This window comes from Planctobacterium marinum (genome assembly GCF_020687805.1).
GTDB lineage: Bacteria > Pseudomonadota > Gammaproteobacteria > Enterobacterales > Alteromonadaceae > Planctobacterium > Planctobacterium marinum.
On the sequence record NZ_JAJEWQ010000002.1, the window covers coordinates 757590 to 782039 of the forward strand.

Sequence of the window (24450 nt, forward strand, 5' to 3'; positions counted from 1 at the left end):
CGTTGCACGGCTGTAGAGGAGGTTGTCATGACTTTAAGGTGACATTTGTCATTTTCTGTCTAGACTTGAGTTCCAGAGATAAGCAAAGGAAAGGTTTTGTCAGAGATGCCCGGTAAAAGTGTTTGGTGTCTGATGTTGCTCTGTCTGTCAGCCGTCGCAATGGACAGCAAGCAGGTGCAGGATAAATCTGTGGTGATAGGCCTGGTGCAGGATGTGGATTACATTTTGCCCTATGAGGATATTATTGCCCGGGCCTGGCAAGATATCGGTTACGAGGTCCATTTTGAGCGATTACCGGGTGACCGCTCCCTGAGAATGAGCAATCGGGGGATACTGGATGGCGAACTGGTCAGAACCCAGATCATCGAAGCCTCGCACCCTAATCTGCTGAGGGTACCGGTGCTCATCGCCAAAGGCGAGTTGCTACTGTTTTGTCGCAAAACTGTGCCCTGCAACGGGGGCGCCTTACAAAACAAGCGCAATATCATTGGTGTGCGCAGTGGCAGTCTGACCGCTATAGAGTTTTTAAGCCAGCACGCCGCACAGTCCTTTTTGTTTTCGTCGCCTGATATAAAAAGTATGCTCAGTAACGATTCCCGGCTAAATTATGTGCTTACCGTAGGGGTGAGTGGCTATGGTAATTTAGATGGTATTACTGACCCGGTTAATCTCGCCAGTATCAGCCTTGTTGAATTTGACGCCTGGCATTATGTACACAAAAAACACGCTCACCTTACCGTCAGCCTGGCCGAATCCTTGAGACGGGCCAGGGCGACTTACCTGGTACCCAAATCCAGGCAGGATTTACCGGACTGATGCCCTAAAGACCGCCTAATTGCACGACATTGTCAGGTTGGGCTGGGCAGTGTGATTCTGTGTCTTCGGCTTCGGTTATAATGGTTTCTGGCATATAGCGCGCCCGCTTTTTGGCTTTGAGTTTCATCAGATCCACTAATATCAACCCGTCTACGCAATCGTTAAAATCAGGATCAACCCCAAATCCTAAAAACTGCGCCCCACCGGGCTCACACAGTTCAGAATATTGTTTATACAGGGTCGGGATTGCCATCCCCATGTTGGCGAGTAAGTGTTTCAGGGTCACGAAATCGGTTTTGTAGTCCGTTCCGGTAAAACTTCCCTGCAGATCTTTTGGCAGGCGATAGGGGTAATTGGAGCGGGCGATTTCTACTTCTGTACCAAAATGCAATTGGTAAAATTCAACCATCAGATCCTTTGCCGCTTGTGGAAAACTGTTGCTCAGACTAACCGGGCCAAACAGATAGCGGTACTGAGGGTAACGAGTCAAAAATGCACCGATACCATACCAAAGGTAGTCCAAAGAGCGTTTACCCCAATACTTGGGTTGCACAAAACTGCGACCTAATTCCAGACCCTGACGAAAATAAGGGTCCATGGCTTCGTTGTACTGAAACAAACTGGCGGAGTAGAGTCCCTTTAAACCTTTCTCTTGTTTGAGTTTTTGGGCATCGCCAAAGCGATAAGCTCCGACAATTTCCAGTTCGTCTTTGTCCCACAGTATCAGGTGGAAGTAATCGTTGTCATAATGGTCAGTGTCGCGGCGCTTATTACTGCCTTCACCAACTGCCCGAAAGGCAATTTCTCTCAGGCGTCCGACTTCCCTCAGGATGGGGGAACTGCCGGTATAACGGTACAGGTAGATCTCTTTGTGGTCTGCCGTGGTACCTAACAACTCGCATTCTTTTTTTATCGCTTTGGTTAACACCTGGCGATTTTCCGGGGCCGCAATTGCTTTTTGAGTTGCAAAAATTTCGGCCTTATTGGTGACCAGGCGATACAGGTGGCGCTTAAATAGTTTAGTGAGAATCCGGTTGTTCAGTCGTGCTTCACTGAATGATTCGTAGGGGATCAACTGGCCGATGCGCATAGGCAGGTGTTTATTGCGCTGTCGGAACATTTCATCCACTAACAGAAAGGTCGCTAATGGTTTGTATATCATGGATGTGGCGTAAAACAACCAGGAGTTCTTGCCTTCCAGGAAAATGGGCAAAACGGGGGCTTTAGCGGTTTTTGCCATGCGCACAAAACCGGTGTTCCATTTAGTATCCCGAATGCCCTGTGGACGTACTCGGGACACTTCGCCGGCAGGGAATACAATAATGGTTCCCTGATTTTTAAGATGCTCCTGAATGCGGGCTATGTTTTGTTTGGCGGTGCTTCCACCCATTACATTGACCGGAAACAACAATTCTTCCAGTGGTTTTACCGCCATTAACATCTCGTTGGCCAGTGCTTTAACGTCCGGGCGAATTTCACTCACCAGCTTAATCAATGCCAGACCGTCCAGAGAGCCGATCGGGTGGTTGGCGATTATCACCAACGGCCCGGAGCGGGGAATTCGCTCTTTTTCAGAATCCCGGGTGGAATAGGTAAAATTAAAGTGCTCAAGGGCCTGCTCAATGAACTCGATACCTTGTAAATGCGGATAGTTTACAGCAAATTCCTGGAATTCTTTTTCATGCATCAATCGTCTTAACAGGAAGCTGACAGGTTTAAATAGCAGGGGTTTCTGGGCCAGTTTAGGGGCGTGTTTATTCAGAATGTCATTAACCGAAAACATGTGATTGAGCGGGCCTCTTGGCGTTGATGTCATGAATCATTGCGGGTGATTGTATGACGGATTCATGAACAAAATACGAAGCAAAGATGGCCGTTTTGTTACAAACGGTTGAAAATGTGTAGCAGACAATCACCCGTTTAACGGGGCACTGTGGGGATTACCCCCGAACAGGCAGCTCAGGCCGCCTTTTGACCCTGGCGACCTTTCTGCAAATCTGAAATCGCATGCACGGTGGCTTCCTGGTTTGCGGTTTGAGTCCAGGTTATGAGTGCTATTTCGCCCTGTTTATTTTCTGTCAGAGCAGAGCAATTCTCTATCCAGTCACCATCGTTGTAGTAGGTTACGCCGTCCATTTCTACCACTTCAGGATGATGGATATGTCCACATACAACGCCATCCAGACCTAATTCCCGGGCGCGATTGGTACTGGCCACGCGGTAGCGTTCTATCGCTTCGTTGGCACCTGAAATTTTGGATTTGATATAGCCAGCTAAAGACCAGTACGGAAAACCCAACCAGGCTCTGGCTTTGTTGTACCAACGGTTTAAAAACAACAACAATTCGTAGCCCTTATCACCTATCCATGCGGTAACGGGCCCGAAACACACTTCGCTGTCGAAAATATCGCCATGCAGTAATAGCAGTTTTTTACCGTCGGCGGTGGTGTGAATGTATTCCCGGTGAATTTCAACATCACCGAAACACATACCATCATACTTTTGACAAGGCTCGTCGTGATTACCGGGAAGGTATATTACTTTCGTGCCGGAGCGGGACAGGTTTAACAGATAGTGAAACAACTCATTGTGAGCCTGCGGCCATAAAAACCGTTTGCTCATGGCCCACATATCAACAATGTCGCCCACCAGATACAGGGTTTCTATTTTACTGCGCTTCAGAAAGTCTAAGAGATAATCCGCTTTGCAGTCTTTGTATCCCAGGTGAATATCCGAGATCCAAACGGTTCTGAAGTGTTGTTGAGTGGTCATCTTGTCTCTGTCCCTTTGGCGCTATATTGGTAACCAATGGTAAAAAGCCGGAGTGACAGTTCGGTTAACGAGTAGTGAACATAGGATGACAGATTAGGGGGTATTATGACATTTACTTGAAGAATCGCAGTAGCGGCTGGTTAAGTAGTCCAAATGGCGATATTCTGAGCAAACCCCATGATGAAAAGCGCAAATTCTGGCGGCTAATCTTCTTCAAACCAGGATGAAATGTAACCGCCAAATCCGGTGTTTTTAATTACTTTGTAGCGCAGACAATTGTCATTTTCCCTGGCAAAACACACATGTAAGTGTTCGGTATCTTCATCCAGGCGGACAAATTTTGCATTGGAATCAAAAAGTACACCAGGCCCAAACAGACCATCCCAGTATGTTCCGACAGTCACCATATTGGCGTATTCATAAGTAATACGCTGTGGTTTGGGGAAGATAACCAGCAGAAACAGTATGATGCCTGCAACGATGAGCTTAACCTGCCTGGCATTGATACGAAATGCATTGTGTTGTGGTTTATTGATGTCTTTTTTCTTTTCCATCTGAAAAACGCCGGGATTTAAATACGCTTACAAGTCTTGAAGGGGCTAGGATACAACAACTTTGTGGCCTTTTGCGAAAGGATTTTAAGTCGAACCTGGTGCTGGTATTTTAAATTACCGGTATTGAGAAGTCCCTCGCAATACCGGTTTCTGTGATTATTTGAGCAATGCCGGGGCCGGGCGCGGGTCCACGTCACTGTTGGCCATCAGATAGGTAAATATCGCATAGGCCGTCTGGTTTTGTTGAATGTCTTCAGGCGCAATTTTGTCCAGCGTATCGTTGGGTGTGTGGTGGTAATCAAAATAGTGAGTACCATCCTGACGCAGAGACACAACCGGTACCCCTTTCGCAGGTAGCATGGAAATATCCGGGCCACCTGTAGCGGTATTAGTGCCTTCTTCGATACCCAGTGGCGCTAAATGCTGCATAAGCTCTTTCACAAAAGGCAGGGCTGCAGGAGCAAAGCGGGTGTCTAATTGATAAATCTGGCCGGCACCAAAATCAGATTCTGCGGCCACGATAATTTGCCCCAGTTCTTGTTCGTTGGCTTTGGCGTACTCTTTTGCACCAATCAGCCCAAATTCTTCATTGGCATAAAGCACTACTCTGATGGTGCGTTTCGTTGCCCCCAGGGTTTCTTTTATCAGGGTGGCCGCTGCAGTGACAATTCCCACACCTGCACCGTCGTCTAAAGCGCCGGTTCCTTCATCCCATGAGTCCAGGTGTGCGCCAATCAGTACTATTTCTTCTGGCTTTTCGGTACCGGTGATTTCCCCGATAACATTGTAGGAGGTCTGCCAACCGTGCTCTTTAGCCTGCACATTGAGGTGCATTTTAACAGGAGCTTCCTGGCTGAACATATACTCCAGTGTATCAGCATCGGCATTGGACAGGGCGCCTGCCGGAATTTTTTCCACATCCGGGCTGTACTGCATTGCTCCGGTGTGGGCAAAGCGACTTTGGTCGGTACCCACTGAACGGATAATCACCGCCTGAGCCTCTAACATGGCTGCTTCAATCGCGCCCCTGGAGCGACCAATCACGACCGGGCCGTAACCTTTACCCGCTCTATCTCGCTCCATGCGTTTGTTAATAAAAACGATATTGCCTTTTATCTCATCGACTGAGCGGGTTTTTAAATCTTCCAGCGAATCCACCATGATCACCTTAGCTGTGATGCCGGCTTCGGGAGTGGCAACAGACCCGCCTAAAGCGGTTACTACCAGTTTGTGTTCAAACGGCTTAATAATGTTGGCATCTGCGAGTCCTCGGGACCAGTTCCGCACCCGAACCGGTTGCTTGTAAACTTTGTCAAAGCCAAGGCTACGCAACTTATCTTCAGCCCAGAGCACGGCCTTTTTATCGCCTTCACTGCCCGCAATACGGGGGCCTACTTCACGTGTAAGAGAGGCGACAACTTCGTATGCCAGTTGGCTTTCCGAGGAGGCGTTTTTTAATGCTTCAATGTCGTTTTTGGTGTCAGCCCAGCAGGTAGCGCCGGACAATAAAATAGCGGTAGCTAACAGTTTTTTAAGCATAAGTATTTGATTTTTATAGTTCGCATTTGAGATTAACATCTTAACTGATTGCTATCAGGATGTCTTGAGAATACTTTGGGGGGAGAGGCGCAGAAAAAGGTGAATTGCAGATACAAAAAAAGCGTCTTGCGACGCCTTTTTTGTGAAACTTATGTGCTTACGCTAAAGCTTTGATCTGAGCAGTCAGACGGCTCTTAGTACGAGCTGCTTGATTCTTGTGGATCAAACCTTTAGTTGCCATACGGTCAAGAATAGGCGCAGCAGCAACAAATGCTTCCTGAGCGGCGTTCTTTTCACCTGCATCAATAGCAGCACGTACTCTTTTTATATAAGTACGCATCATAGAACGACGGCTTGCATTGTGCTGGCGGCTCTTTTCTGCCGTAATTGCACGTTTCTTAGCAGACTTGATGTTAGCCAAGATAACACTCCCAAAACGATTCAACTGTAAATTCGAGGGTGCGAATTCTGCCGAGTTTAGCCCCGAATGTCAAAGTATTTATTACATTTATTGTATAAAAAGTGAGTTTCGGGCTGCAGGCCCCGGTTTGTCCCAGGTTTTGCTCTGTAGATTAGCGATATATTCTGATGTCGGGCTTAATCTGGCTATTGCTTTTTGGATCGGTTGTTGTAAGTTTTAGCTGCATAAATTGCCAGTCTGTGGGCAAATTCGATGTTGACCGGACGGCACCCGTAGGCTGATTTAAGAAAACGGCCGGGTGGTGCGAGTCATTCCCAATTATTTTTAAAAAAATCCGGTACCTGTCAACCAAATAACCTGCGGTCCGTTTATCCTGATAGAGGCCGTAAAAAAGGAGTTCTGTAAGATGCGGAATGACAGCGTCGCTGGTTGTTTCGTCGTCTGAACAATCGCTATGACATCAGCTGCTACGATGTTCGACAATCACACAACAAGTGACCAGGAAGTGTTTGATTCGTTGGATGCTTTTCTCGCGTATATTGAAAAGCGGGCCTACCGGATGGCGTTACTGGCGGTTGGGCAGCATGCTGACGCCATTGATATATTGCAGGATGCCATGATGAAACTGGTGACCAATTACGGGGATCGTCCTGGCAATGAATGGCGACCACTGTTTTACCGGATCTTAAACAACCGCATCACTGACTGGCATCGCCAGCAAAAGTCCAGGAGCCGATTGTTTTTTTGGCGGACAACAAAAAATGAAGACGATAGCGATGAGCTCTGTGAGCAGGTGCCCGACGAAAAAATGGATGCACCGGCACAGGCGTTAAACAAAGTGATACAGCAACAAGATATGTTACAGACAATAGAAAAGTTACCTTTGAAGCAACAACAATGTTTTTTGTTACGCAGTTGGGAAGGTCTCTCTGTCGCGGAAACGGCCGATATCATGGGCTGTTCCCAGGGGAGTGTAAAAACACATTTTTTCAGAGCTGTGCAAAAGCTAAAAGCGGTACTGGAGGAGCAACATGACATCGTCATCTGAACAACAGATCAGCAAAAAGGCGGTAGCCGCGTTAGAGCAGGCCAATGAAACCCTGAGTGATGATGCGTTGGCGGATATCGCTCAGGCCCGGATGGCAGCCTTAAGTGCTGCCCGGTCCAGACAAGCCAGAGGCACGCGTTCCGCAGTTACAATACCTTTGTGGGAGCGTCTGCGTCGGGAAGTGCTGTTACACCAGTTTCGCTTTGTGGCGCCCGCAGCAGTTGCGGTCGTTGTGGCAGTACTAGTAAGCTATAACTCTTTTGATACCGTGCCCGTTCTGCCTGGCGATTTTCTGACAACAGATATGCCTTCCGAAGAACTGGCCATGCTGGAGGATTTGGAGTTTGCAAGCTGGTTGGCAGAACAACAGCAAGAGGGTCATCTTTAGTATGATGATGATGCTGCTGGCGGCCCCTTCATTGGCTGACAAAGATAAAACATCGGAAATCCCCGAGCTGTCGTTTCTGGAGTTTTTGGCAGAAATGGAAGTGCTGGAAGGCGAGCTTATGGCACCTGTTGATATGCTGACAAAAGGTGAAAACTCATTGCCCATAGGCGATATTAAAGCGGCGGATTATCACAGATTTATCAATCTGGTTGACGCCGAACTTAGCCAGCTAATGGAGGAGTCGGGCACTGAAACTACAACCAATACTGAACAGGAGGACAAGCCATGATGCGATTCACACTGTTAATTTGCCTGTTGTTTTGTCATTCGGTTAATGCGGTTGAGTGGCAGGACCTATCCAGACAGCAGCAGCAGGTACTGCAAAATGCGCAACAAAACTGGACTGATCTGTCTCAGGAGCACCGCCAAAAACTGATCTTGGGAGCGGATCGATGGCTGGCAATGGATAGTGGACAAAGGCAGCAAATCAAACAGCGTTTTGATACCTGGCAGGCGTTGAAGCCAGAACAACGCCAGCACCTGAAAGAGCAATTCCAGAAATTCAGACAATTGTCGCCGGAACAACGCCAGCAAATGCGGGGAGCTTTTGATAAATTTCAAAAATTGCCCAAAGAACAACGGGCTAAGATGCGGGAAAAATTTCAACAGGCGAAACAAAAAAATCAGAACCGGCGTGGCAACAAAGGTAAGCCCCGACGTAAACCTGATTAATGCATGACACCATACAGGCGAGTTTTAAATGGATAACCGAAATCAGATCAACTGGGGCATTATTGGCTGTGGCGAAGTCACCGAGGTGAAGAGTGGCCCGGCCTATAAGAAAACCCCCGGGTTTAAATTGGCAGCAGTGATGCGACGCAATGCCGAACTGGCAGAGGATTACGCCAAACGCCATCAGATTGAAAAGCACTATGCCTGCGCAGATGCATTAATCAATGACAGTGATATCGATGCTGTGTACATTGCCACGCCGCCGGACAGCCACAAACAATATGGGTTACAGGTCGCTGCTGCCGGTAAAATTTGCTGTATCGAAAAACCATTAGCCCCTTCTTATGCCGATTGTCAGACGATAGTTAGTGCCTTTGCTGCAGCAAAGCTGCCTTTGTTTGTGGCCTATTATCGTCGCACACTACCTCGTTTTAATCAGGTGAAAACCTTGCTCGACGATGGCGAAATTGGCCAGGTCAGGCATGTTAACTGGCATCTGAGTAAAGCCGCCAGCGAACTGGATCGCTCTGGTGGGTATAACTGGCGCACTGACAAACAGGTTGCACCCGGTGGCTATTTTGATGATTTGGCCAGCCATGGATTGGACCTGTTTGCTTACTTATTAGGAGAATATATCCAGGTCAAAGGTATCGCCAGAAATCAACAACAGTTCTATTCTGCATATGACGCTATATCAGCCTGTTGGTCACACGCTTCAGGTGCGACGGGTTCTGGTAGTTGGAATTTTGGCAGTGCGGCCCGCGAAGACAAGGTAACCCTGTATGGCAGTGCAGGTGAGATTCAGTTTTCAGTGTTTGACGAAGGGCCGGTTGTGTTGTTGAAAGGGGGCGAACGGCGGGAGTTTTGGATTGAACATCCGGAAAATATCCAGTTGCATCACGTTCAGAGTATGCAGCAGGCACTCGTCGGCGGTTTACCTCACCCTTCTACCGGAGAGTCGGCAGCCCATACCGGTTGGGTGATGGACCAGATTTTAGGAATCGAATAACCGAACCCCTATTTACTTTTGCGCTTACCGGGAAACAACTTAAACCAAAATGCCGCTGCAAGGGCAAAGCCGGGCAAAATAAACAGGCGCCAATAAACGGGGCATTACTGTTTCCCTGGTTAACACGATCTTCTCACAGGCAATAGCGCGGAATTTAGTTGTTTAGTTCAGTGATATGTAACAATTCGCCCACCGGTCCCCAAAGGAAAAATACCTTGCCCCATGACTCCTGAGAAATTTCAGATATTTGGGTTTTGTATGGCGTGTTGGCGCAAAGTGCGTAGGCCTGGTCGATATCGGAAACGCAAATTTGCAACATAAAATTGTCTGCCAGTTCGGCATTGTAAAAGCGCTGCAAAAAGAGCTGACATTCGCCGTTGCTTAAAAGGGTTAAGTCATCGCTGACATATTCTGACTGAAACCCAATGTCGGTATAAAAAGCCTGTGATTGCTCATAGTCTTTGCTGGGCACAAAAGCTTTAATATCAATTACCTGCATTGCGTTTCCTTGTTGTAATAATCAGTGTTTGGAAGGTGCACAGGCGCGGGTAATATCAGCAGGAGCCGTATCTAATTCAGATTTGGTGACTTTCAGATAACGGATAAAGCTGTATATAAACAGGCTAACCAATAGAACAACCTGCAGGTTGGACAGATTGAGATTGCCGAAGAATACCAGGTCATTAAGCAACAGGCCACAGATCAGTGACATGCTTGCAATAGCACCTGCTTTGGAGTTTCCGGACATTGCCATTTCCCTGGTTGATTTTATTACCTTGTCATATTATACCAATCCCACTAAATATTAAATCACTGAGTTGGTCAAATATGTAGCGGGATTGGTATTACCCTGGTAGCACGGCAGTTTTTAAGCGCAAGCGGTTTGTCGAACAGGCTCAGCGTAGCATCACATCAAACACCAAACCCAGGGAGCTCATATAAACAAAATAAATGGCCGCTGATTTTAGCAGTGTGTTCCGCCAGGACTCCTGAAACATAGTTTTAAATGCCTGCAAAACATACCAGACGAAATAGCCAGCCGGAAGTACTTGTAATAGCACAAAGATCAGGTGTCGTTGTTCTGCCGTTTCCAGCGTGGCTGTGATCAACAGTACGAGGTAGGCGACACAGTGCAGGTGGATAGCGAACACCAGGCAAGCCATGTAGTAACTATGGCGATACAACAGCTTTACATAAAGTGCGTAAATGGGCAGCAGCACAAACATAATACGGGAATAAAGTTCTGTGGTGGATTCCGGTCTGGCTTCCGTGCCACTATATAAGTGCAGAAACGACGAAAGCAACAAGAAGAACAGCAGACTGAACACCAGATACAGCCTTAATGGCGGGGTGTACTTCTGACGCTTACCCTGTTGATATTCATGAGCCGCCAGGCCCGGTTTAAGCAACAGGGTTTTCAGAGTAAGCATTAAACGGCCATCAATATCTAATAACTCGTGCAGTGATTCTCTCATGAACAACGGAAAGGGTTGACGATGGCTTTTAGTATTCTGGCCACACTCCGAACAAAAATTGTCGGTATCAGAAAGCGTTGTTTGGCAATTGGCGCAGGTTTTCATCGTTATTCTTATATTCTTAACTGAAAGCGTATACTGCTTATCTTAACGGTAGCGATGCCCGGTAAGCAAAATAATCACCAGGACTATCGCTTTGGACCCGAAGGATACAGAGTTTCAATGGTTGCCGGGATTCACTATGATAGCGAGCTCCCGGATTTAACAAGGTTTGATATGCACTGGATTGATTTAGAAAACTGGCCAAGAAAGCGACATTTTGAAATGTTTCAGGGGGTTGATATGCCCCATTTTAATGTTGTGGGGGAGTTAGATGTCAGCCACGCGCTGGCCTTTTGTAAAACTCACTCAATGTCCAGTTTCGCATTGATACTGTACTTAATTTCCCGCACTGCCAATGAAATGGACAACATGCGCTATCGCATTCGCGATGGCAAAGTCTGTTTGCACACCTCAGTGGACCCGGCGTTTACGGTGTTAGGCGATGATGAACTGTACTATCATTGTCGCACTCGCTATCGATCAGATTTGCTGGCTTTTTGTGAGGACGTCAGGCAGCAAATTGCGTTGTCAGTGAAAGATAAAGTGCTACATACTGAACCGGGTGTGGATGATGTGATATATCTTTCCTGTATTCCCTGGGTGGCGTTTAAAGGTATTAGTCATGCGATGCATATGAATCCGGTGGATTCGATTCCGCGCTATTATTGGGGCAAGTACGAATCTCACGGTGACAAAACCCTGATGCCTTTTGCTGTGCAGGTGCATCATGGTGTGGCTGATGGTTTGCACGTCGGTCGGCAGTTTCAGGCGATGCAGGCCTATCTGAATCAACCGGAACAACTTTTGACCTAACCGCCTGGCTATTCCCGCTGCGCAAATTGACAATCGGTGCTTATCTCTTAACCTTATGGATATGCACCATTATATTCATTGCCTATGATTCTCGGGCGTCGGGATTTCTGCAAGCGGCTTAGCCGTTGTGTTCAATCTATGGCACTTCCCGGTGTCAGCCTCTTTTCAGGCTTAAGCTTGTGGCTTTTATTGGCTGGCGTTTTGCTGCCTTTTAGCGCGCTTTCAGCATCAGTAATCTTGCCAACGGGGGAGCAGTATCGCTTAAACCTGGCCAACTACAGCGAATACAGGTTTGTGGATGACGCAGTCACCTACCCTGAAATGCAACAATCGGCAGCCTCTGGTTGGCAGGTACTACGGGGCAATTCCGCATCGTTTGGCTACAAACCCGGCAAAGCAGCATGGTTTCGTTTTAGTATTCAGTCCGATATCAGTGCCTTACCCTATCTGTTGTTTGATTATGCCATTCTGGATGATATTCAGGTGTTTATTGAACAGCCCGGGGATGCTCCGCCAGTCGTTAAATATTCTGGCGATCACCTGGCTCCGGCTTCACGGGAAGTGCAACATCGCAAACTGGTGGTGCCATTGACGCTCAATGCCGGACAAACCCAAATCTATGTGCGGGTAAAAACAGGCAGTAGTTACACCGTACCTATGTTGCTGACCGGCAAGGCGCATTTTAATGAAACGGAGTCCCTCAATAATATCCTGTTGTCCGGATTAACCAGGGGCGCTTTGTTTATGATCCTGCTGAATCTGTTTGGTGGGATCCGACTGCGGCACCCAGGTTATCTGTATTATGCGGCGTTTGCCACTGCATTTACCTTGTTTAACCTTACCATGCACGGCTATTTTCGCTACTACCTGTTGCCTGTCTGGCCGCACTTCAATGATATGTTGACGGTGGTCTGGGGGCAGCTGGGCGGAATGACCTATGCGTTGTTTCTGACCGTGTTTTTACCGCTGAAAAAGCGCTACCCGGTGGATTACAACATCTGTCAGGCCCACGCCGTATTGTGCGCTCTGTTAGTGCTGTTGTCTGTTGTCGGACTTTACAATCACATTCAGATAGTGACTCACTTACTGAACGCCACATTTGCTTTGTATTCTATGGTTTTAGCTATCAGGGCCTGGCGAGGTGGTGTAACGACCGCGGTGTATTTGGTATTGGGCTGGGTTTGTTTGATGGTGGGGGTCATTGCTAAAGCGATGACCGCGCTCGGTCTACTGGCTTACAGCGATATTCTGTTTCACAGTTTCGATGTGGGCATGACGCTCAACTTTACCTTGATAGCATTTGGCCTGGCATCACGCATTGTCGATATTCAGGAGCGTGAAAAAGTGGCCAGAGAGGAGGCCGACAGCGCGAAAACGCTGGCGATACTAAATATGGAACACTACCGTGCCTTATTTGAGTATGCGCCAATTCCCATGTTTAAAGTCAATGAACAGGATCATTTTATCGAAGCCAATAAGGCGTTTTTGAAGTTATTTGGTTACCCGTCACAACAGGCGCTGGTGACCGCCAAAGTGCAGAGCCGCTCGGTGTACTGCCGCCAGAAAGATTACCTGAAATTATTGTCAGATTTGCGCCATTACGGCGTGGCTGATGCTGAAATCAAAATTCGTTCAACTCAGGGAACCGAGCATTGGGTGCGGATCTCTGTGCGCAAAGTAACGGATTCTGATGTCATTATTTATGAAGGTGCCTGTATTGATGTTACCGCGCAGGTGGAACAGCAGGCATTTGAAATTGCCGCCCACAAGCGGGAGGTAAATCAACTGGAAGCGCTGGTGGCAGGTGTCGCCCATTATCTCAATACTCCGCTGGGTACAGCCAATACCGCTCAGTCAGTGGTGTCCGGTAAAACCACGGAAGTGGAACAGGACCTTTCTGCACAAAAACTCACCGCAGCCCGGTTGCGCAATTTTCTGGATGTTGTGCAACAAAGTGGTCAGGTGATTAAAAGCAGCCTGGATAAATCCATTAATGTGGTGGAGCGCTTTAAGGAACTGAACCCGGAAGAGCAGCAGGTGATCCGTACCCCCATTAAGGGAACTGAATTGCTAAAAACACTGAAAGCAACCTTACCGCAAGACATACAGGACAATGTGGCAATCCTGTTAGATGACACAACCGATAAGGTGCGTTTGTTACCGATAAAACCTCTGATAGACGTGCTTAAAAAACTCACGATCAATGCCTGGCATCACGGTGCTGCAACTGAAGTTTATATTGCAATCAATGAGGGCGCTGGTGGGCTGAATATCGTCGTTAAGGATAATGGCAAGGGTTTGTCAGAGGAAGTACGGGCGGAAGATTTGTTTGCCCCGTTTTATGCCAGAACACTGAGCCTGCAGGAGGTCAGTGGTCTGGATTTATTTGTGGTGAAAACCATAGTACAAAACCGTCTCAATGGTAAGGTGCAGGTGGACAAAGGGGCGTTGCCGGCACTGCATTTCCACCTTTGGTTGCCCGATCAAAGATAGACCCACTTATCATAGTAAAGCGCTTTCAGAATTGTTTCAGGCTCGCTATTATCATTGTGCTTTAAAACAACTAACTTAAATGGAATAACAATATGAAGCACATCAAATGCGGTTTTCCTGCGACTTTAAAGTTATGCGTATTTTCGTTGCTGGCCTTGTTTGTTAGTCTGGTCCAGGCGAGTTCAGAAGAGCTAAATTTCGCACTTTTAGAGAAAAAGGAAGACTTAAAGTCAGGCTATATTGATGTCTGGTATGATTCATCGAAGGACAAAACCTATTTAAAAGTCGCCAGGACGCTGGGGGATTTTATTTATCAAACCAGTTTACCTCATGGGCTTGGTTCCAATGATGTGGGACTGGACAGGGGGCAACTGGGACATACCCGCCTGGTGTCGCTGCAACCCTCGGGTAACAAAGTTCTGTTAATTCAGGAAAACACCGAATATCGCGCCACCTCTGACAATCCGGTTGAGGTTAAGGCTATCCAGGACTCGTTTGCCAATGCGATAATCTGGCAATTTCCGCTGGTGGATGAAAACCAAACTCACTGGTTATTGGACGCTTCTGAGTTTTTGTTGCGTGACACCCATGAAGTGGCTGACCGATTAAAGCAAACTAAACAAGGTAGTTTTAAGCTGGATGTATCGCGCTCCAGCGTTGACGCTGCCAGTTACAAATCATTTCCTCTGAATACCGAACTGGAAGCACGCCTGACATTCACCGGATCAGAACCAGGTGAATATGTCAGACAGGTGGCGATCGATGCCAAAAACGTTTCTTTGCGTATTCGTCACAGTTTCGTGGCGTTACCTGAGCCGGGTTATCAGCCTTTGCAGTATCATCCACAAAGTGGTTATTTCGCCTACTCATTCCAGGATTACGGTAAGCCTGTCAACGAGTCGCTGACACAACAATGGATACCGAGGCATCGCCTGGCGAAAAAGGACCCAGGCAGTGCTATGTCTGACGCTGTAAAACCAATTGTGTATTATCTGGATGCCGGGGTGCCGGAGCCGGTAAAAACCGCCTTGTTAGATGGCGCTCGTTGGTGGGCGGCCGCTTTTGAAGCCATCGGGTATAAAAATGCTTATCAGGTGAAGGTGTTGCCTGAAGACGCCGACCCAATGGATGTGCGCTATAACATTATTCAATGGGTTCACAGGGCCACCAGGGGCTGGTCTTATGGCGCCAGTATTATCGACCCCAGAACCGGTGAAATTATTAAAGGCCATGTGTCTCTGGGATCATTGCGCATTCGTCAGGATTACCTGATTGCGCAGGCCATGTTATCGCCCTTCGCGGGAGAAGCCACCGAAGATAGTCAGTTACAAAACCTGGCTATTAATCGCATCAAACAATTATCTGCTCACGAAGTTGGCCATACTCTGGGGTTAGCACACAATTTTGCCGCCAGTGCTTACGGGCGTGCGTCGGTGATGGATTACCCGCATCCGCTATTTGAATTGCGTGGTGGCACAATCCACGCGGAAAATGCATATACCGACTCTTTGGGTATCTGGGACAAACGGGCTATCGCCTACGCCTACACTGATTTTGGTTCCCGCGATGCTGCTCTGTTACGGGCGGCAATGTTGCAGGAGAATCAGCAAAAGGGATATTGGTTTATCTCTGATGCCGATTCACGTGATATCAGCGACGCTCATCCGCTGGCCAGTTTATGGGACAACGGCGACAATGCTGTGGAGGAACTGAATCGGGTTATCCGCTTGCGGGCGCAAGCACTAAAGAGGTTTGGCGAAGCGTCGCTCAGAGTGAATCGCGCCTATTCAGATTTAGAAGAGATATTAATTCCGCTGTATTATTTTCATCGCTATCAGACCATAGCGGCAGGGAAATATATTGGTGGCTATCAATATCACTACGCAATCAAAGGGCAGGGGCAACCTGGCAATTTACCCGCGAGTGCTGAACAACAAGAAAAGGCCATTGAGGCACTGTTAAAAACCCTGTCCCCTGACTTTCTGAATATCAGTGATGCTGCCGCAGCACTGATACTACCTAAAGTTCACAGTAGTTATCGCAGCAGAGAAAGTAATGATGGGGCGATGGGGGTGGTGTTCGACCGCTTTGCTCTGGCTCAAAAGGCGGTGCAACACACACTTAATATCTTGTTGGACGACGCTCGCCTGATGCGTCTGTCACAACAGGGCGCCGTTGATGGCAAGATACCTGCGGTACCGGAATTGCTGGTCGCAATCCACAAGAGTTTGTTTGATAAGCTGTACACGGGTATTAAAGCGGAGATTCAGGTGCAGAGTTTATCGCTGATCAACAGCAATTATCTCAATAAATTGCACAGTGCAAAAACGCCGCAAGTACTCAAAGAACAGTATTTTGTTGCACTGCAGCAAATTCAGCAGTCACTGCAACAATTACAGGGACGGCAGGATATCAGTAAGGCGCTGAAACGGCATATCGAGTTCGAATTATATCGGTTGCCAAAGGCAATTCATTCCGATAGCTGGCAACCTGCTGCCTTACCGGTAATGCCACCGGGATCGCCCATTTAAAATTGCAGCGGAAAACCGTTTGCCAGAGTTTTAACGATTGACAGTTTGGCTCTGGCTAACTATGGTTGGGCATATTAAAATAATTTACAACAAAGTGTTACAGAGGAATTCAGCGTGACAATTGAAATCAATCTGGAATTATCAGACGCAGATTTAGCTCATTTTAAACAGCTTATGCAGGAAGCTATCCAAAAAAATAGTGGCCTGTCGGAAGATGAAGTGCTTGAAAAAGCACAGGCAGTGGTCAGTCAAATGGAGCAGTCGAACCAGCCGGATTTTGTGAAGTCTCGTGTCAGTTCACTGGCGGATCTTATCGCCGCCGTGAAAGATGAAGAATGGCAAATGCCGGAAGACGAGAAGAAAGATATCTTAACGTCTTTAATTTACTTCAGCGAACCGCAGGATTTGGTACCAGATGATATTCCGGTACTGGGCTTTTTAGATGACGCCATCATGATCGAATTGGTCATTCAGGACATGTCATTGGATTTGCGTTCTTATCGCCAGTTCTGCAGCTTCAGAAGAACTGAAGAAAAGCGCCGTGGTGATGCAGCCAAAGTCGACAGAGATTCCTGGTTGGCAGGAACCCGTTCAGAAATTCGGGCTGCAATGCGCAAAGATCGCAAAGCGTCATCCAAACGCAGCTTCTTCCGACGCATTATGTAATAAAGAGCAAATTCTATTGAAAGGCGAGCTGTTGATGCTCGCCTTTTTTGTTGCTCATTTTGTTCGCCAACGCCTTTGCGGATCTTTGGTTTCCCGGATGACCGCTATTTTTTGATTTTTGCCACCGATGATTTGGATTTGACGCCAGGTTTCAGCAGCCAGTAAACGGCGGTCATTGTGATGCCAGGCCCGCTGATATAATTGTTTTATGTGGCTGATGGTGTCGGGATTGCGGTTGATTAATTCCCGGGCAAGAGTGTTTGCCTGACTCAACGGGTCGTCACTGACATGAGTCACCAAGCCGTGTTTCAGGGCATATTCACTGTCCACTTCTTTCGCCGTCATGGCCAGTTCCATGGCGTGATCAACTGCCATTATTTCGCGTAAAGCCAGGGTGCCGCCCATATCCGGAATAAGGCCCCATTTATTTTCCATGATGGCCAGGCTGGTTTCGGGGTGAGCAATTCTGAAATCACCGCCAAGAGCGATTTGCAGACCACCTCCCCAACAGCGGCCGTGTAACACCATAATTACCGGTACCGCTAAACGCCGCCAGTTGACACTGACTCGCTGAGCTAAGTTGGCTTGTCCGGGAAGCCATTTCCACAGCAACTTCATGGCGTTTTTCGGGTTTGCCAGCACACTCTTTACATCGATCCCACTGCAAAAATCAGCACCTGCACCTTGCACAATGATCACCCTGACGCCTTTGTTTTTGCGCAGTAATTTTGCGACTTTATCCAGCTCCTGAAACATGGCCATATCAATGGCATTTAGCTTGTCTGGCCGGTTTAGGGTGACTGTGGCTATCCCATCGTCAATTTGACAGGTTAGGCGGGTGTAATTTTCCATGGTGGTTTTCCTTAAAATATGTAGCCCAGATTCATGGACCAACTGTGGCTGTTGTCATCACTGCCAAAATCACGGCTGGCATCTACATCCAAAATCCAGTTTTCAGCAACACTCACAGCCACATAAACATTGATCAAACCGTAACTTTCTGACCCTGATGCTACCAGATTATTGCGATTGTGGTTGGGTTCTGAACGATTTCGACGGTTGGGTGCTCTTTGTTCGGTATTCTGGCTTTGCGTTTCTGAGTTGAATACCTGATTCCAACTCACATAGCTGCCATAACTGAGTTCGTAAACGTCATTTGGCCTGTTAAATCCGGTCAGGTTCAGTGCAATTGAGCCGATTGTGGCATTGCCAGGCGTGGTCGTGTGTGTCATTGCACGGTCCGGATCGTCAGGGCGGTCAGTTTGCTGTTGTTGCCAGTCACTGTAATGCAAACCGGCTGAACTGGTTAACTGCCAATTATCATTATTTACCCAGTGATAACTCACTCCCGAAGAGTGGGTTTTTGAGTGGATTTTTAGCGTAGAATCTGGACCTGGACCATTATCCAGGGTGGATTGTTTATCGTTGTATACACTGTATTGGTAATAGGCGCTCCATTGTTCCTGATAATAACTGACACCGGCTCCCCAGGCGTCTGCTTTGTAGCTGAGCCTGATAGGGGCATCAGGCTGTCGCGCGTCTTGCAACTGACCGATGTCCAGGCTGAGCGACCAGTCTTCGCTTAGGTCGTAATTGAGCAACAGGGAACCACCATCAGGTGACAGGAGATAACTGTTTTCGCCAACATATGCCCACTGTTCTTCTGAGTTGTAGCTCAGATAAAGGCTGCTGGCCTGAGACAAACAAGGCACAACAGAGAGTGCCCACAATAAGAGCGTATTTTGCTTGATGGTCATTATTGATGTTTTGTTTGTGTGACAAAGCGCGCTTGTTACTTACAGGTAAAAGAACCAAAACAGCGCACTGTGTCAGAAGCTTAACGGGTAATGAAACATAGTACTGGCGTGTTCTGATTGCAACCGGGTTTGTTCAGGAAAGAGAAGGGGATGGGCGGAAATGCTTACAAGCATTAAAATAAACAGGAGAGTGCAGAGGCACTCTCCACATTACTATAAAATAGCCTGGTTTAAACCACGGCATCTTCTTCCAGCTCTGCAATACAGGAGCGTATTGCCTGACGGGTGGCTTTGCGACTTTGTTGATGGGCTTCAAATTCATCTAAATTGATATCACCACTGCTGTCACTGTCCATATCGGTAAAGGACTCCGGCGCTTTTGACAGGGCATTATTCTGCGCTTCTTCCAGGGATATAAATCCATCTTCTGAAGTATCTGCCGCGTTAAAGCGATCTTGTGGTGAGTCAAAGCGACTTTCATCTGGTACGGTTATGGAGTCATCATCTTCGGCAAGTGTTGTCACACAGGCTACAATCTCAGCGGCGATATCAGAGTGATCCGGCGCTTCACCACGACGATTACTGGTGGCTTCTTCTAAGGACAGAAAACCATCTTCGTCACTATCTTTGCGATTAAATCGGTTTGCGACTCTTTCCTCCAGACTGGCGGTGAATTCATCCAGAGTCAGCAGTCCATCGCCGCTGCTATCCAGATGTTCAAAAACCTGCTCTGCTGAGCGTCCACGATCCCTGTCTCCGCCGTGAGGGCCGCGCTTTGCCTGAACAGCGGAGCTAAAAATGATAGATAACATAAGGCTTGTGGTGAAAATTGCCAATGGGCGTTTAATAACGAGTTTGGTCATTTCAGACTCCTTGAGTTTAATTAACTGCGATATGCATGCCTGATATTCAGGCAAATTTGCGTGTGTCATTACCTACAACGCAACCAGGGCTTTGACGTTGACACTGTCGAACAAAAAAATTTAAAACTTTTTCGCTGGCAATACTGAATAACCTGGCGAATAGGCGCATAATATGGTGAAAATCAGCCACTTAGCTTTCGTTCTCGCGTGTCAAAAAAGTTACTAAAATCCGGTGTTGTGGTCAGTGCCATGACCTTTATTTCCCGAGTCCTTGGTTTGCTCAGGGATATCGTGGTGGCCAACATCATGGGGGCGGGGTTGGCAGCGGATGTGTTTTTGTTCGCCAATAAGATACCGAACTTTTTACGCCGTTTGTTTGCTGAGGGAGCCTTTGCACAGGCGTTTGTGCCGGTACTGGCGGAAGTACAACATCAACAAGATTTAGATAAAACCCGGTTGTTTATCGCCCATATGGCAGGCACGCTGGGCACCATAGTGACCCTGGTAACCATTATTGGTGTTATTGCCTCGCCGGTCATTGTGGCATTGTTTGGTACCGGCTGGTTTCTGGATTATTACCACGACGGACCGGATGCCGCCAAATTTGAACTTGCTTCACAACTGTTAAAAATCACCTTTCCCTATCTCTGGTTTGTGACGCTGGTGGCCTTATCCGGTGCCGTACTCAATTCCCTGAATCGTTTTGCGGTGTCGGCGTTTACGCCGGTATTGTTAAACGTCGCCATCATAGCCTGTGCATTGTGGTTACATGATGGCTTTTCCCAACCGGCTTTTGCATTGGCCTGGGGGGTGTTTCTTGGCGGTGTGCTGCAGTTGTTATTTCAGTTGCCATTTCTGGCTAAAGCCGGTGTATTGGTGCGCCCTAAATGGGGCTGGCGAGATAATAGCGTGCAAAAGGTGCGTAAACTGATTATTCCCGCTTTATTTGGCGTATCCGTTGGGCAAATTAATTTGTTGCTGGATACCGTCATCGCCAGTTTTTTGGTAACCGGCTCTATCAGTTGGCTGTATTACTCTGACCGCCTGTTGGAATTTCCCCTGGGTTTATTTGGCATCGCCATCGCCACGGTGATCCTGCCAACCTTATCCCGCAATTTTGTGGCGGCTGAAAATCAGGCTTTCCAAAAGAATATGGATTGGGGAGTGCGTATGGTGTGTCTGCTGGGGCTTCCGGCTGCAGTCGGGCTGGCTGTATTAGCTGAGCCCATGTTAATGGTACTTTTTCAGCGAGGCGAGTTCACCGTAGAAGATGCCCATTTTGCTTCATTGAGCTTAACTGCCTATGCCACCGGACTGTTGAGTTTTATGCTGGTTAAGGTTTTGGCGCCTGGCTTTTATTCCCGGCAGGATACCAAAACACCGGTTAAATACGGTATCTGGTGTATGGTGGCCAATATGGCCTTTAATCTGGCCTTTGTACTGCCATTGGGGTACGAACTGGGCTTTATTGGACTGGCAATGGCCACATCGGCATCTGCGCTATTAAACGTTATTCTGCTGTATCAACGCTTACACAAAGACGCGGTGTTCCGAATATCTAAAAACACGCTCTGGTTTATTGTCAGGGTGGTGTTGGTGAGTGCCGTGATGGGATACAGCGTCTATCAACTGGATATTCCCATCAGTGAATGGGCGCTGTTAACCCTGGATGCCCGCATTCTGATGCTGACTCAATTACTGGCTGTTGCTGTTGCTGTTTATCTGGCAGGTTTGCTTTTGTTGGGCATCAGGCCGAAACACCTGATGCAGAAATAATAACAGTGCTTATTGTGGCTTTTTACGACGGGCTACGATGGCACGCACATCTTCCAGTAACTGCTGGCTGTCGAAAACAATGCCATCTTTGATGGTGTAACGAATGCCTTTAGTGCGAATGGGTTGATTTTCTCCGTTAAGTTTAAAATGCCCGGTGCCGTAAAGGACCTTGAAATTCTGTATCGGGTTTTCTTTTACGATGACCAGATCGGCCTTTTTGCCCACCACCACAGAGCCGATATCTTCCTCCATGCCCAGCGCCTGTGCACCATTCAAAGTGGCCGACTGAATAACCTCCAGTGGGTGAAAACCGGCTTCCTGCAACAGCTCTAACTCGCGAATATAACCAAAACCATAAATTTTGAAAATATACCCTGAGTCTGAACCGGTAGTCACCCGGCCTCCGTGGTTTTTGTAGTCGTTTAAAAACGTCATCCACAGGCGATAGTTATTTTTCCAGTTGATCTCGTTTTCTGTCGTCCAATCGAACCAGTAGGAGCCGTGCGCATAACGCGACGGTTGGAAGAATTCCCACAGGGTGGGCAACGTGTATTCGTCATGCCAGTCGGCATTCATTTCCCGCATCAGATCGCGGCTGGCTTCATAAATGGTCAGGGTAGGGTTTAAGGTGAAATCCAGTGCCAGCAGTTCATCTCTGACCTGATTCCAGGCGTCGCTGCCTGGTTCTGCTGCTTGCTGCCACAGTTGTCCGGCCTCTTCAAAGCGATGTTGTTCATTCTGGTAGTTATAGTCGTGAGGATAATGCTGAATAATTCGGTCTTTGAATAAGGCTTCGGGCAATCCATACCAATGCTCCATCGTGGTTAACCCCTGACGCGCCGAGTCTAATACATTGGTGCGCATAACATTGAGTTGCGCATGGTGCATAGCCGTGCCCAGTTCCTGTTGTTGGGCTTCTTCTAAGGCGGCCTGCATAATCTGTGGTGGTGCGCCAAAAAACTTGATGCCGGCCACGCCTTTACGTTTGGCGTTGATCACCCATTTTCGGGCATCTTCCGGGGTTTCGATGGCGCTGTCTGATTCCATGCCGAACCCCAGGTATGGCACGATACGGGGCGCGGTAATTTGATTCTTTTCAGCCTGCTTTACTTGCGGCATAACCCAGTCGAGACCATTGAATGAGCCAGGTTCGCGAATCGTGGTGATGCCGTGCGCCAGCCACAGTTTAAACACATATTCTGCTGGAATATCGTCGGCTGAACCACCAATATGGGCATGTAAATCAATAAAACCCGGCAAGACGTAGTAGCCTTCTAAATCCATTTCCTTGTCACCTGGTTGGGCGACGGGTCTTTTGGCGGAAACAATCGGTACATCCGGGTGACCAACTACCGCGATTTGCTTGATTCTGTCCTGTTCAATTACGATGTCCACCGGCCCGATAACCGGTGCGCCTTCGCCACTTACCAGATTTACACCGCGCAGAATTAATCGCTCCCAGGGGCCTTCGCCACGAACCCTGTCTGGTGCAGTTTCTCCCGGTGTACCGGCAGACAATTGCAGGCTTAAAACCAGGGATAGAGTAACGAATAAAAATGACTTAAAGTTCAGCATATTCTTGCCTGTTGCATACCTTTGAGACAAAGACTACCCGAACATTTTTGACAAATCATGAAAAATCGCGGATTTATCCGGTAAAACTGGCTGAAACTACCTGACAGGTTCGTTATAATCCGGTGATTTTTTGCATGAGCCGTGCTTAAACAAGGGGCTGGATTTGGAGTTTATCAGGGGCTTACACAATATACGTGAAGAACATCGCGGTTGTGTGCTCACAATAGGAAAGTTTGACGGCGTGCATTTGGGCCACGAAGCGGTCATCGGACAGCTGCTGGCGCGCTCACAGGAATTTCAACTTCCTTCTGTTGTGATGCTGTTTGAGCCTCAACCGGAAGAACTGTTTATGCCGGACAAAGCCCCGGCGAGACTGAGTCGATTACGGGACAAGTACCAGCGTCTGCAACAACTGGGGGTAGAACGCTTGCTTTGCATCAACTTTACCCCCATGTTTGCGGCACAAAGTGCTGAATATTTTGTAGAGCACTTACTGGTTAAGAAGCTGGGGGTTGCTTTTCTGGTGGTGGGTGATGATTTTCGCTTCGGCAAAGGCCGCACCGGAGACTTTGACTATCTGGTTCAGGCAGGCAAAACCTTTGGCTTTGATGTGATTAACACCGCGAGCCTTTGTCTGAATCAGGCCAGGGTCAGTTCTTCAGCCATCAGACAATTGCTCAGTGAAGATAAGCTGGACGAAGCCAAAGCCATGCTGGGACGCCCATTTTGCATTTCCGGGAAGGTAGTACACGGCGCTAAAAAAGGCCGCACCATCGGTTTTCCGACGGCAAATTTGTTATTGAAGCGTCATCGCTCGCCGGTACAGGGCGTTTATGCGGTTTCAGTGAGAATTAAAGGTGAGCGCTTTATGGGGGTTGCCAATGTTGGCAATCGACCCACGGTAAATGGTGAAAAACCACAGTTAGAAGTACATATATTTGACTATAAAGAGCAGCTTTATGGTCAGTTTATTGAGGTGGATCTGCACCATAAAATCAGACAAGAGCGAAAGTTTGCGTCATTTGACGATCTGAAAATTCAAATTCAGGCGGACGCAATCCAGGCCCGAGAGTGGCTGGAAAAACAGTGTTAATGGTTGCCGGACTGGCATAAACGAGTG

General features: G+C 47.8%; 24 protein-coding genes. 12 read left to right on the forward strand and 12 right to left on the reverse strand.

The genetic code is table 11. From position 1 onward, the window contains the following. The first annotated feature begins 96 nt into the window (after positions 1–96). Positions 97–816 (forward strand): hypothetical protein, encoded by a 720-nt coding sequence (locus tag LJ740_RS08705; protein WP_229528683.1) that lies wholly within the window; start codon positions 97–99, stop codon positions 814–816. A gap of 4 nt (positions 817–820) precedes the next feature. Here the strand turns inward: LJ740_RS08705 and LJ740_RS08710 are convergent, their stop codons facing one another. The 5 genes from LJ740_RS08710 to rpsT form a co-directional block, all read right to left on the reverse strand. Beyond that, a complete protein-coding gene (locus LJ740_RS08710) occupies positions 821–2599 on the reverse strand; it encodes a GNAT family N-acyltransferase (RefSeq protein ID WP_229528904.1) in 1779 nt (592 codons plus the stop codon). A 176-nt stretch (positions 2600–2775) separates the two neighbouring features. Continuing rightward, entirely contained in the window at positions 2776–3588 is an 813-nt protein-coding gene (locus LJ740_RS08715; protein WP_229528684.1) for a UDP-2,3-diacylglucosamine diphosphatase, read from the reverse strand. A 203-nt stretch (positions 3589–3791) separates the two neighbouring features. Next, complete coding sequence (locus tag LJ740_RS08720) at positions 3792–4142, reverse strand: hypothetical protein (protein WP_229528685.1); 351 nt, start codon at positions 4140–4142, stop codon at positions 3792–3794. Positions 4143–4298: 156 nt separating this feature from the next. Next, positions 4299–5681 (reverse strand): M20/M25/M40 family metallo-hydrolase, encoded by a 1383-nt coding sequence (locus LJ740_RS08725; RefSeq protein ID WP_229528686.1) that lies wholly within the window; start codon positions 5679–5681, stop codon positions 4299–4301. Positions 5682–5838: 157 nt separating this feature from the next. Beyond that, positions 5839–6102 (reverse strand): 30S ribosomal protein S20, encoded by a 264-nt coding sequence (gene rpsT / locus LJ740_RS08730; RefSeq protein ID WP_229528687.1) that lies wholly within the window; start codon positions 6100–6102, stop codon positions 5839–5841. 454 nt (positions 6103–6556) lie between these two features. On the opposite strand from rpsT, the gene LJ740_RS08735 reads away from it, so the two are divergent. The 5 genes from LJ740_RS08735 to LJ740_RS08755 are packed head-to-tail and all read left to right on the forward strand — an operon-like array spanning position 6557 to position 9279. Further along, a complete protein-coding gene (locus LJ740_RS08735; RefSeq protein ID WP_229528688.1) occupies positions 6557–7150 on the forward strand; it encodes an RNA polymerase sigma factor in 594 nt (197 codons plus the stop codon). After that, positions 7134–7538: a hypothetical protein gene (locus tag LJ740_RS08740; RefSeq protein WP_229528689.1), complete on the forward strand. Its 405-nt coding sequence runs from the start codon at positions 7134–7136 to the stop codon at positions 7536–7538. Before LJ740_RS08735 ends, LJ740_RS08740 begins: the two co-directional genes overlap by 17 nt. A gap of 1 nt (position 7539) precedes the next feature. Continuing rightward, positions 7540–7827 (forward strand): hypothetical protein, encoded by a 288-nt coding sequence (locus tag LJ740_RS08745; RefSeq protein WP_229528690.1) that lies wholly within the window; start codon positions 7540–7542, stop codon positions 7825–7827. Next, the gene (locus LJ740_RS08750) at positions 7824–8270 is read left to right on the forward strand and encodes a DUF3106 domain-containing protein (protein WP_229528691.1); all 447 of its coding nucleotides are present in this window, start codon (positions 7824–7826) and stop codon (positions 8268–8270) included. The genes LJ740_RS08745 and LJ740_RS08750 overlap by 4 nt, the downstream gene beginning before the upstream one ends. Positions 8271–8298: 28 nt before the next feature. Next, positions 8299–9279, forward strand: a complete 981-nt coding sequence (locus tag LJ740_RS08755) for a Gfo/Idh/MocA family protein (protein WP_229528692.1) — start codon at positions 8299–8301, stop codon at positions 9277–9279. A gap of 154 nt (positions 9280–9433) precedes the next feature. Here the strand turns inward: LJ740_RS08755 and LJ740_RS08760 are convergent, their stop codons facing one another. The 3 genes from LJ740_RS08760 to LJ740_RS23490 all read right to left on the reverse strand — a co-directional run bounded on the left by LJ740_RS08760 (position 9434) and on the right by LJ740_RS23490 (position 10859). Continuing rightward, a complete protein-coding gene (locus tag LJ740_RS08760) occupies positions 9434–9778 on the reverse strand; it encodes a VOC family protein (RefSeq protein ID WP_229528693.1) in 345 nt (114 codons plus the stop codon). A 21-nt stretch (positions 9779–9799) separates the two neighbouring features. Next, positions 9800–10027 (reverse strand): hypothetical protein, encoded by a 228-nt coding sequence (locus LJ740_RS08765; RefSeq protein WP_229528694.1) that lies wholly within the window; start codon positions 10025–10027, stop codon positions 9800–9802. Positions 10028–10175: 148 nt separating this feature from the next. After that, positions 10176–10859 (reverse strand): zinc ribbon domain-containing protein, encoded by a 684-nt coding sequence (locus LJ740_RS23490; RefSeq protein ID WP_229528695.1) that lies wholly within the window; start codon positions 10857–10859, stop codon positions 10176–10178. A gap of 54 nt (positions 10860–10913) precedes the next feature. On the opposite strand from LJ740_RS23490, the gene LJ740_RS08775 reads away from it, so the two are divergent. From LJ740_RS08775 to LJ740_RS08790, 4 genes are all read left to right on the forward strand, one after another. Further along, a complete protein-coding gene (locus tag LJ740_RS08775; RefSeq protein WP_229528696.1) occupies positions 10914–11669 on the forward strand; it encodes a chloramphenicol acetyltransferase in 756 nt (251 codons plus the stop codon). 138 nt (positions 11670–11807) lie between these two features. Then, positions 11808–14162: a 7TM diverse intracellular signaling domain-containing protein gene (locus LJ740_RS08780; protein ID WP_229528697.1), complete on the forward strand. Its 2355-nt coding sequence runs from the start codon at positions 11808–11810 to the stop codon at positions 14160–14162. Between the two features lie 92 nt (positions 14163–14254). Continuing rightward, the gene (locus tag LJ740_RS08785) at positions 14255–16693 is read left to right on the forward strand and encodes a zinc-dependent metalloprotease (protein WP_229528698.1); all 2439 of its coding nucleotides are present in this window, start codon (positions 14255–14257) and stop codon (positions 16691–16693) included. A 114-nt stretch (positions 16694–16807) separates the two neighbouring features. Continuing rightward, the gene (locus LJ740_RS08790; RefSeq protein WP_229528699.1) at positions 16808–17359 is read left to right on the forward strand and encodes a YkvA family protein; all 552 of its coding nucleotides are present in this window, start codon (positions 16808–16810) and stop codon (positions 17357–17359) included. A gap of 54 nt (positions 17360–17413) precedes the next feature. Here the strand turns inward: LJ740_RS08790 and LJ740_RS08795 are convergent, their stop codons facing one another. The 3 genes from LJ740_RS08795 to LJ740_RS08805 all read right to left on the reverse strand — a co-directional run bounded on the left by LJ740_RS08795 (position 17414) and on the right by LJ740_RS08805 (position 19979). Further along, positions 17414–18211, reverse strand: a complete 798-nt coding sequence (locus LJ740_RS08795) for a crotonase/enoyl-CoA hydratase family protein (RefSeq protein WP_229528700.1) — start codon at positions 18209–18211, stop codon at positions 17414–17416. An 11-nt stretch (positions 18212–18222) separates the two neighbouring features. After that, complete coding sequence (locus LJ740_RS08800; protein ID WP_229528701.1) at positions 18223–19116, reverse strand: autotransporter outer membrane beta-barrel domain-containing protein; 894 nt, start codon at positions 19114–19116, stop codon at positions 18223–18225. Between the two features lie 230 nt (positions 19117–19346). Further along, entirely contained in the window at positions 19347–19979 is a 633-nt protein-coding gene (locus LJ740_RS08805) for an EF-hand domain-containing protein (RefSeq protein ID WP_229528702.1), read from the reverse strand. Positions 19980–20186: 207 nt separating this feature from the next. Between LJ740_RS08805 and murJ the strand changes: the two genes are divergently transcribed. Further along, entirely contained in the window at positions 20187–21755 is a 1569-nt protein-coding gene (gene murJ / locus LJ740_RS08810) for a murein biosynthesis integral membrane protein MurJ (RefSeq protein WP_229528703.1), read from the forward strand. Positions 21756–21764: 9 nt separating this feature from the next. Here murJ and LJ740_RS08815 read toward each other — a convergent pair whose 3' ends face one another. After that, positions 21765–23330, reverse strand: a complete 1566-nt coding sequence (locus LJ740_RS08815) for an amidohydrolase family protein (RefSeq protein WP_229528704.1) — start codon at positions 23328–23330, stop codon at positions 21765–21767. Positions 23331–23493: 163 nt separating this feature from the next. On the opposite strand from LJ740_RS08815, the gene ribF reads away from it, so the two are divergent. Further along, positions 23494–24423, forward strand: a complete 930-nt coding sequence (ribF, locus tag LJ740_RS08820) for a bifunctional riboflavin kinase/FAD synthetase (RefSeq protein WP_229528705.1) — start codon at positions 23494–23496, stop codon at positions 24421–24423. Positions 24424–24450 lie beyond the last annotated feature (27 nt).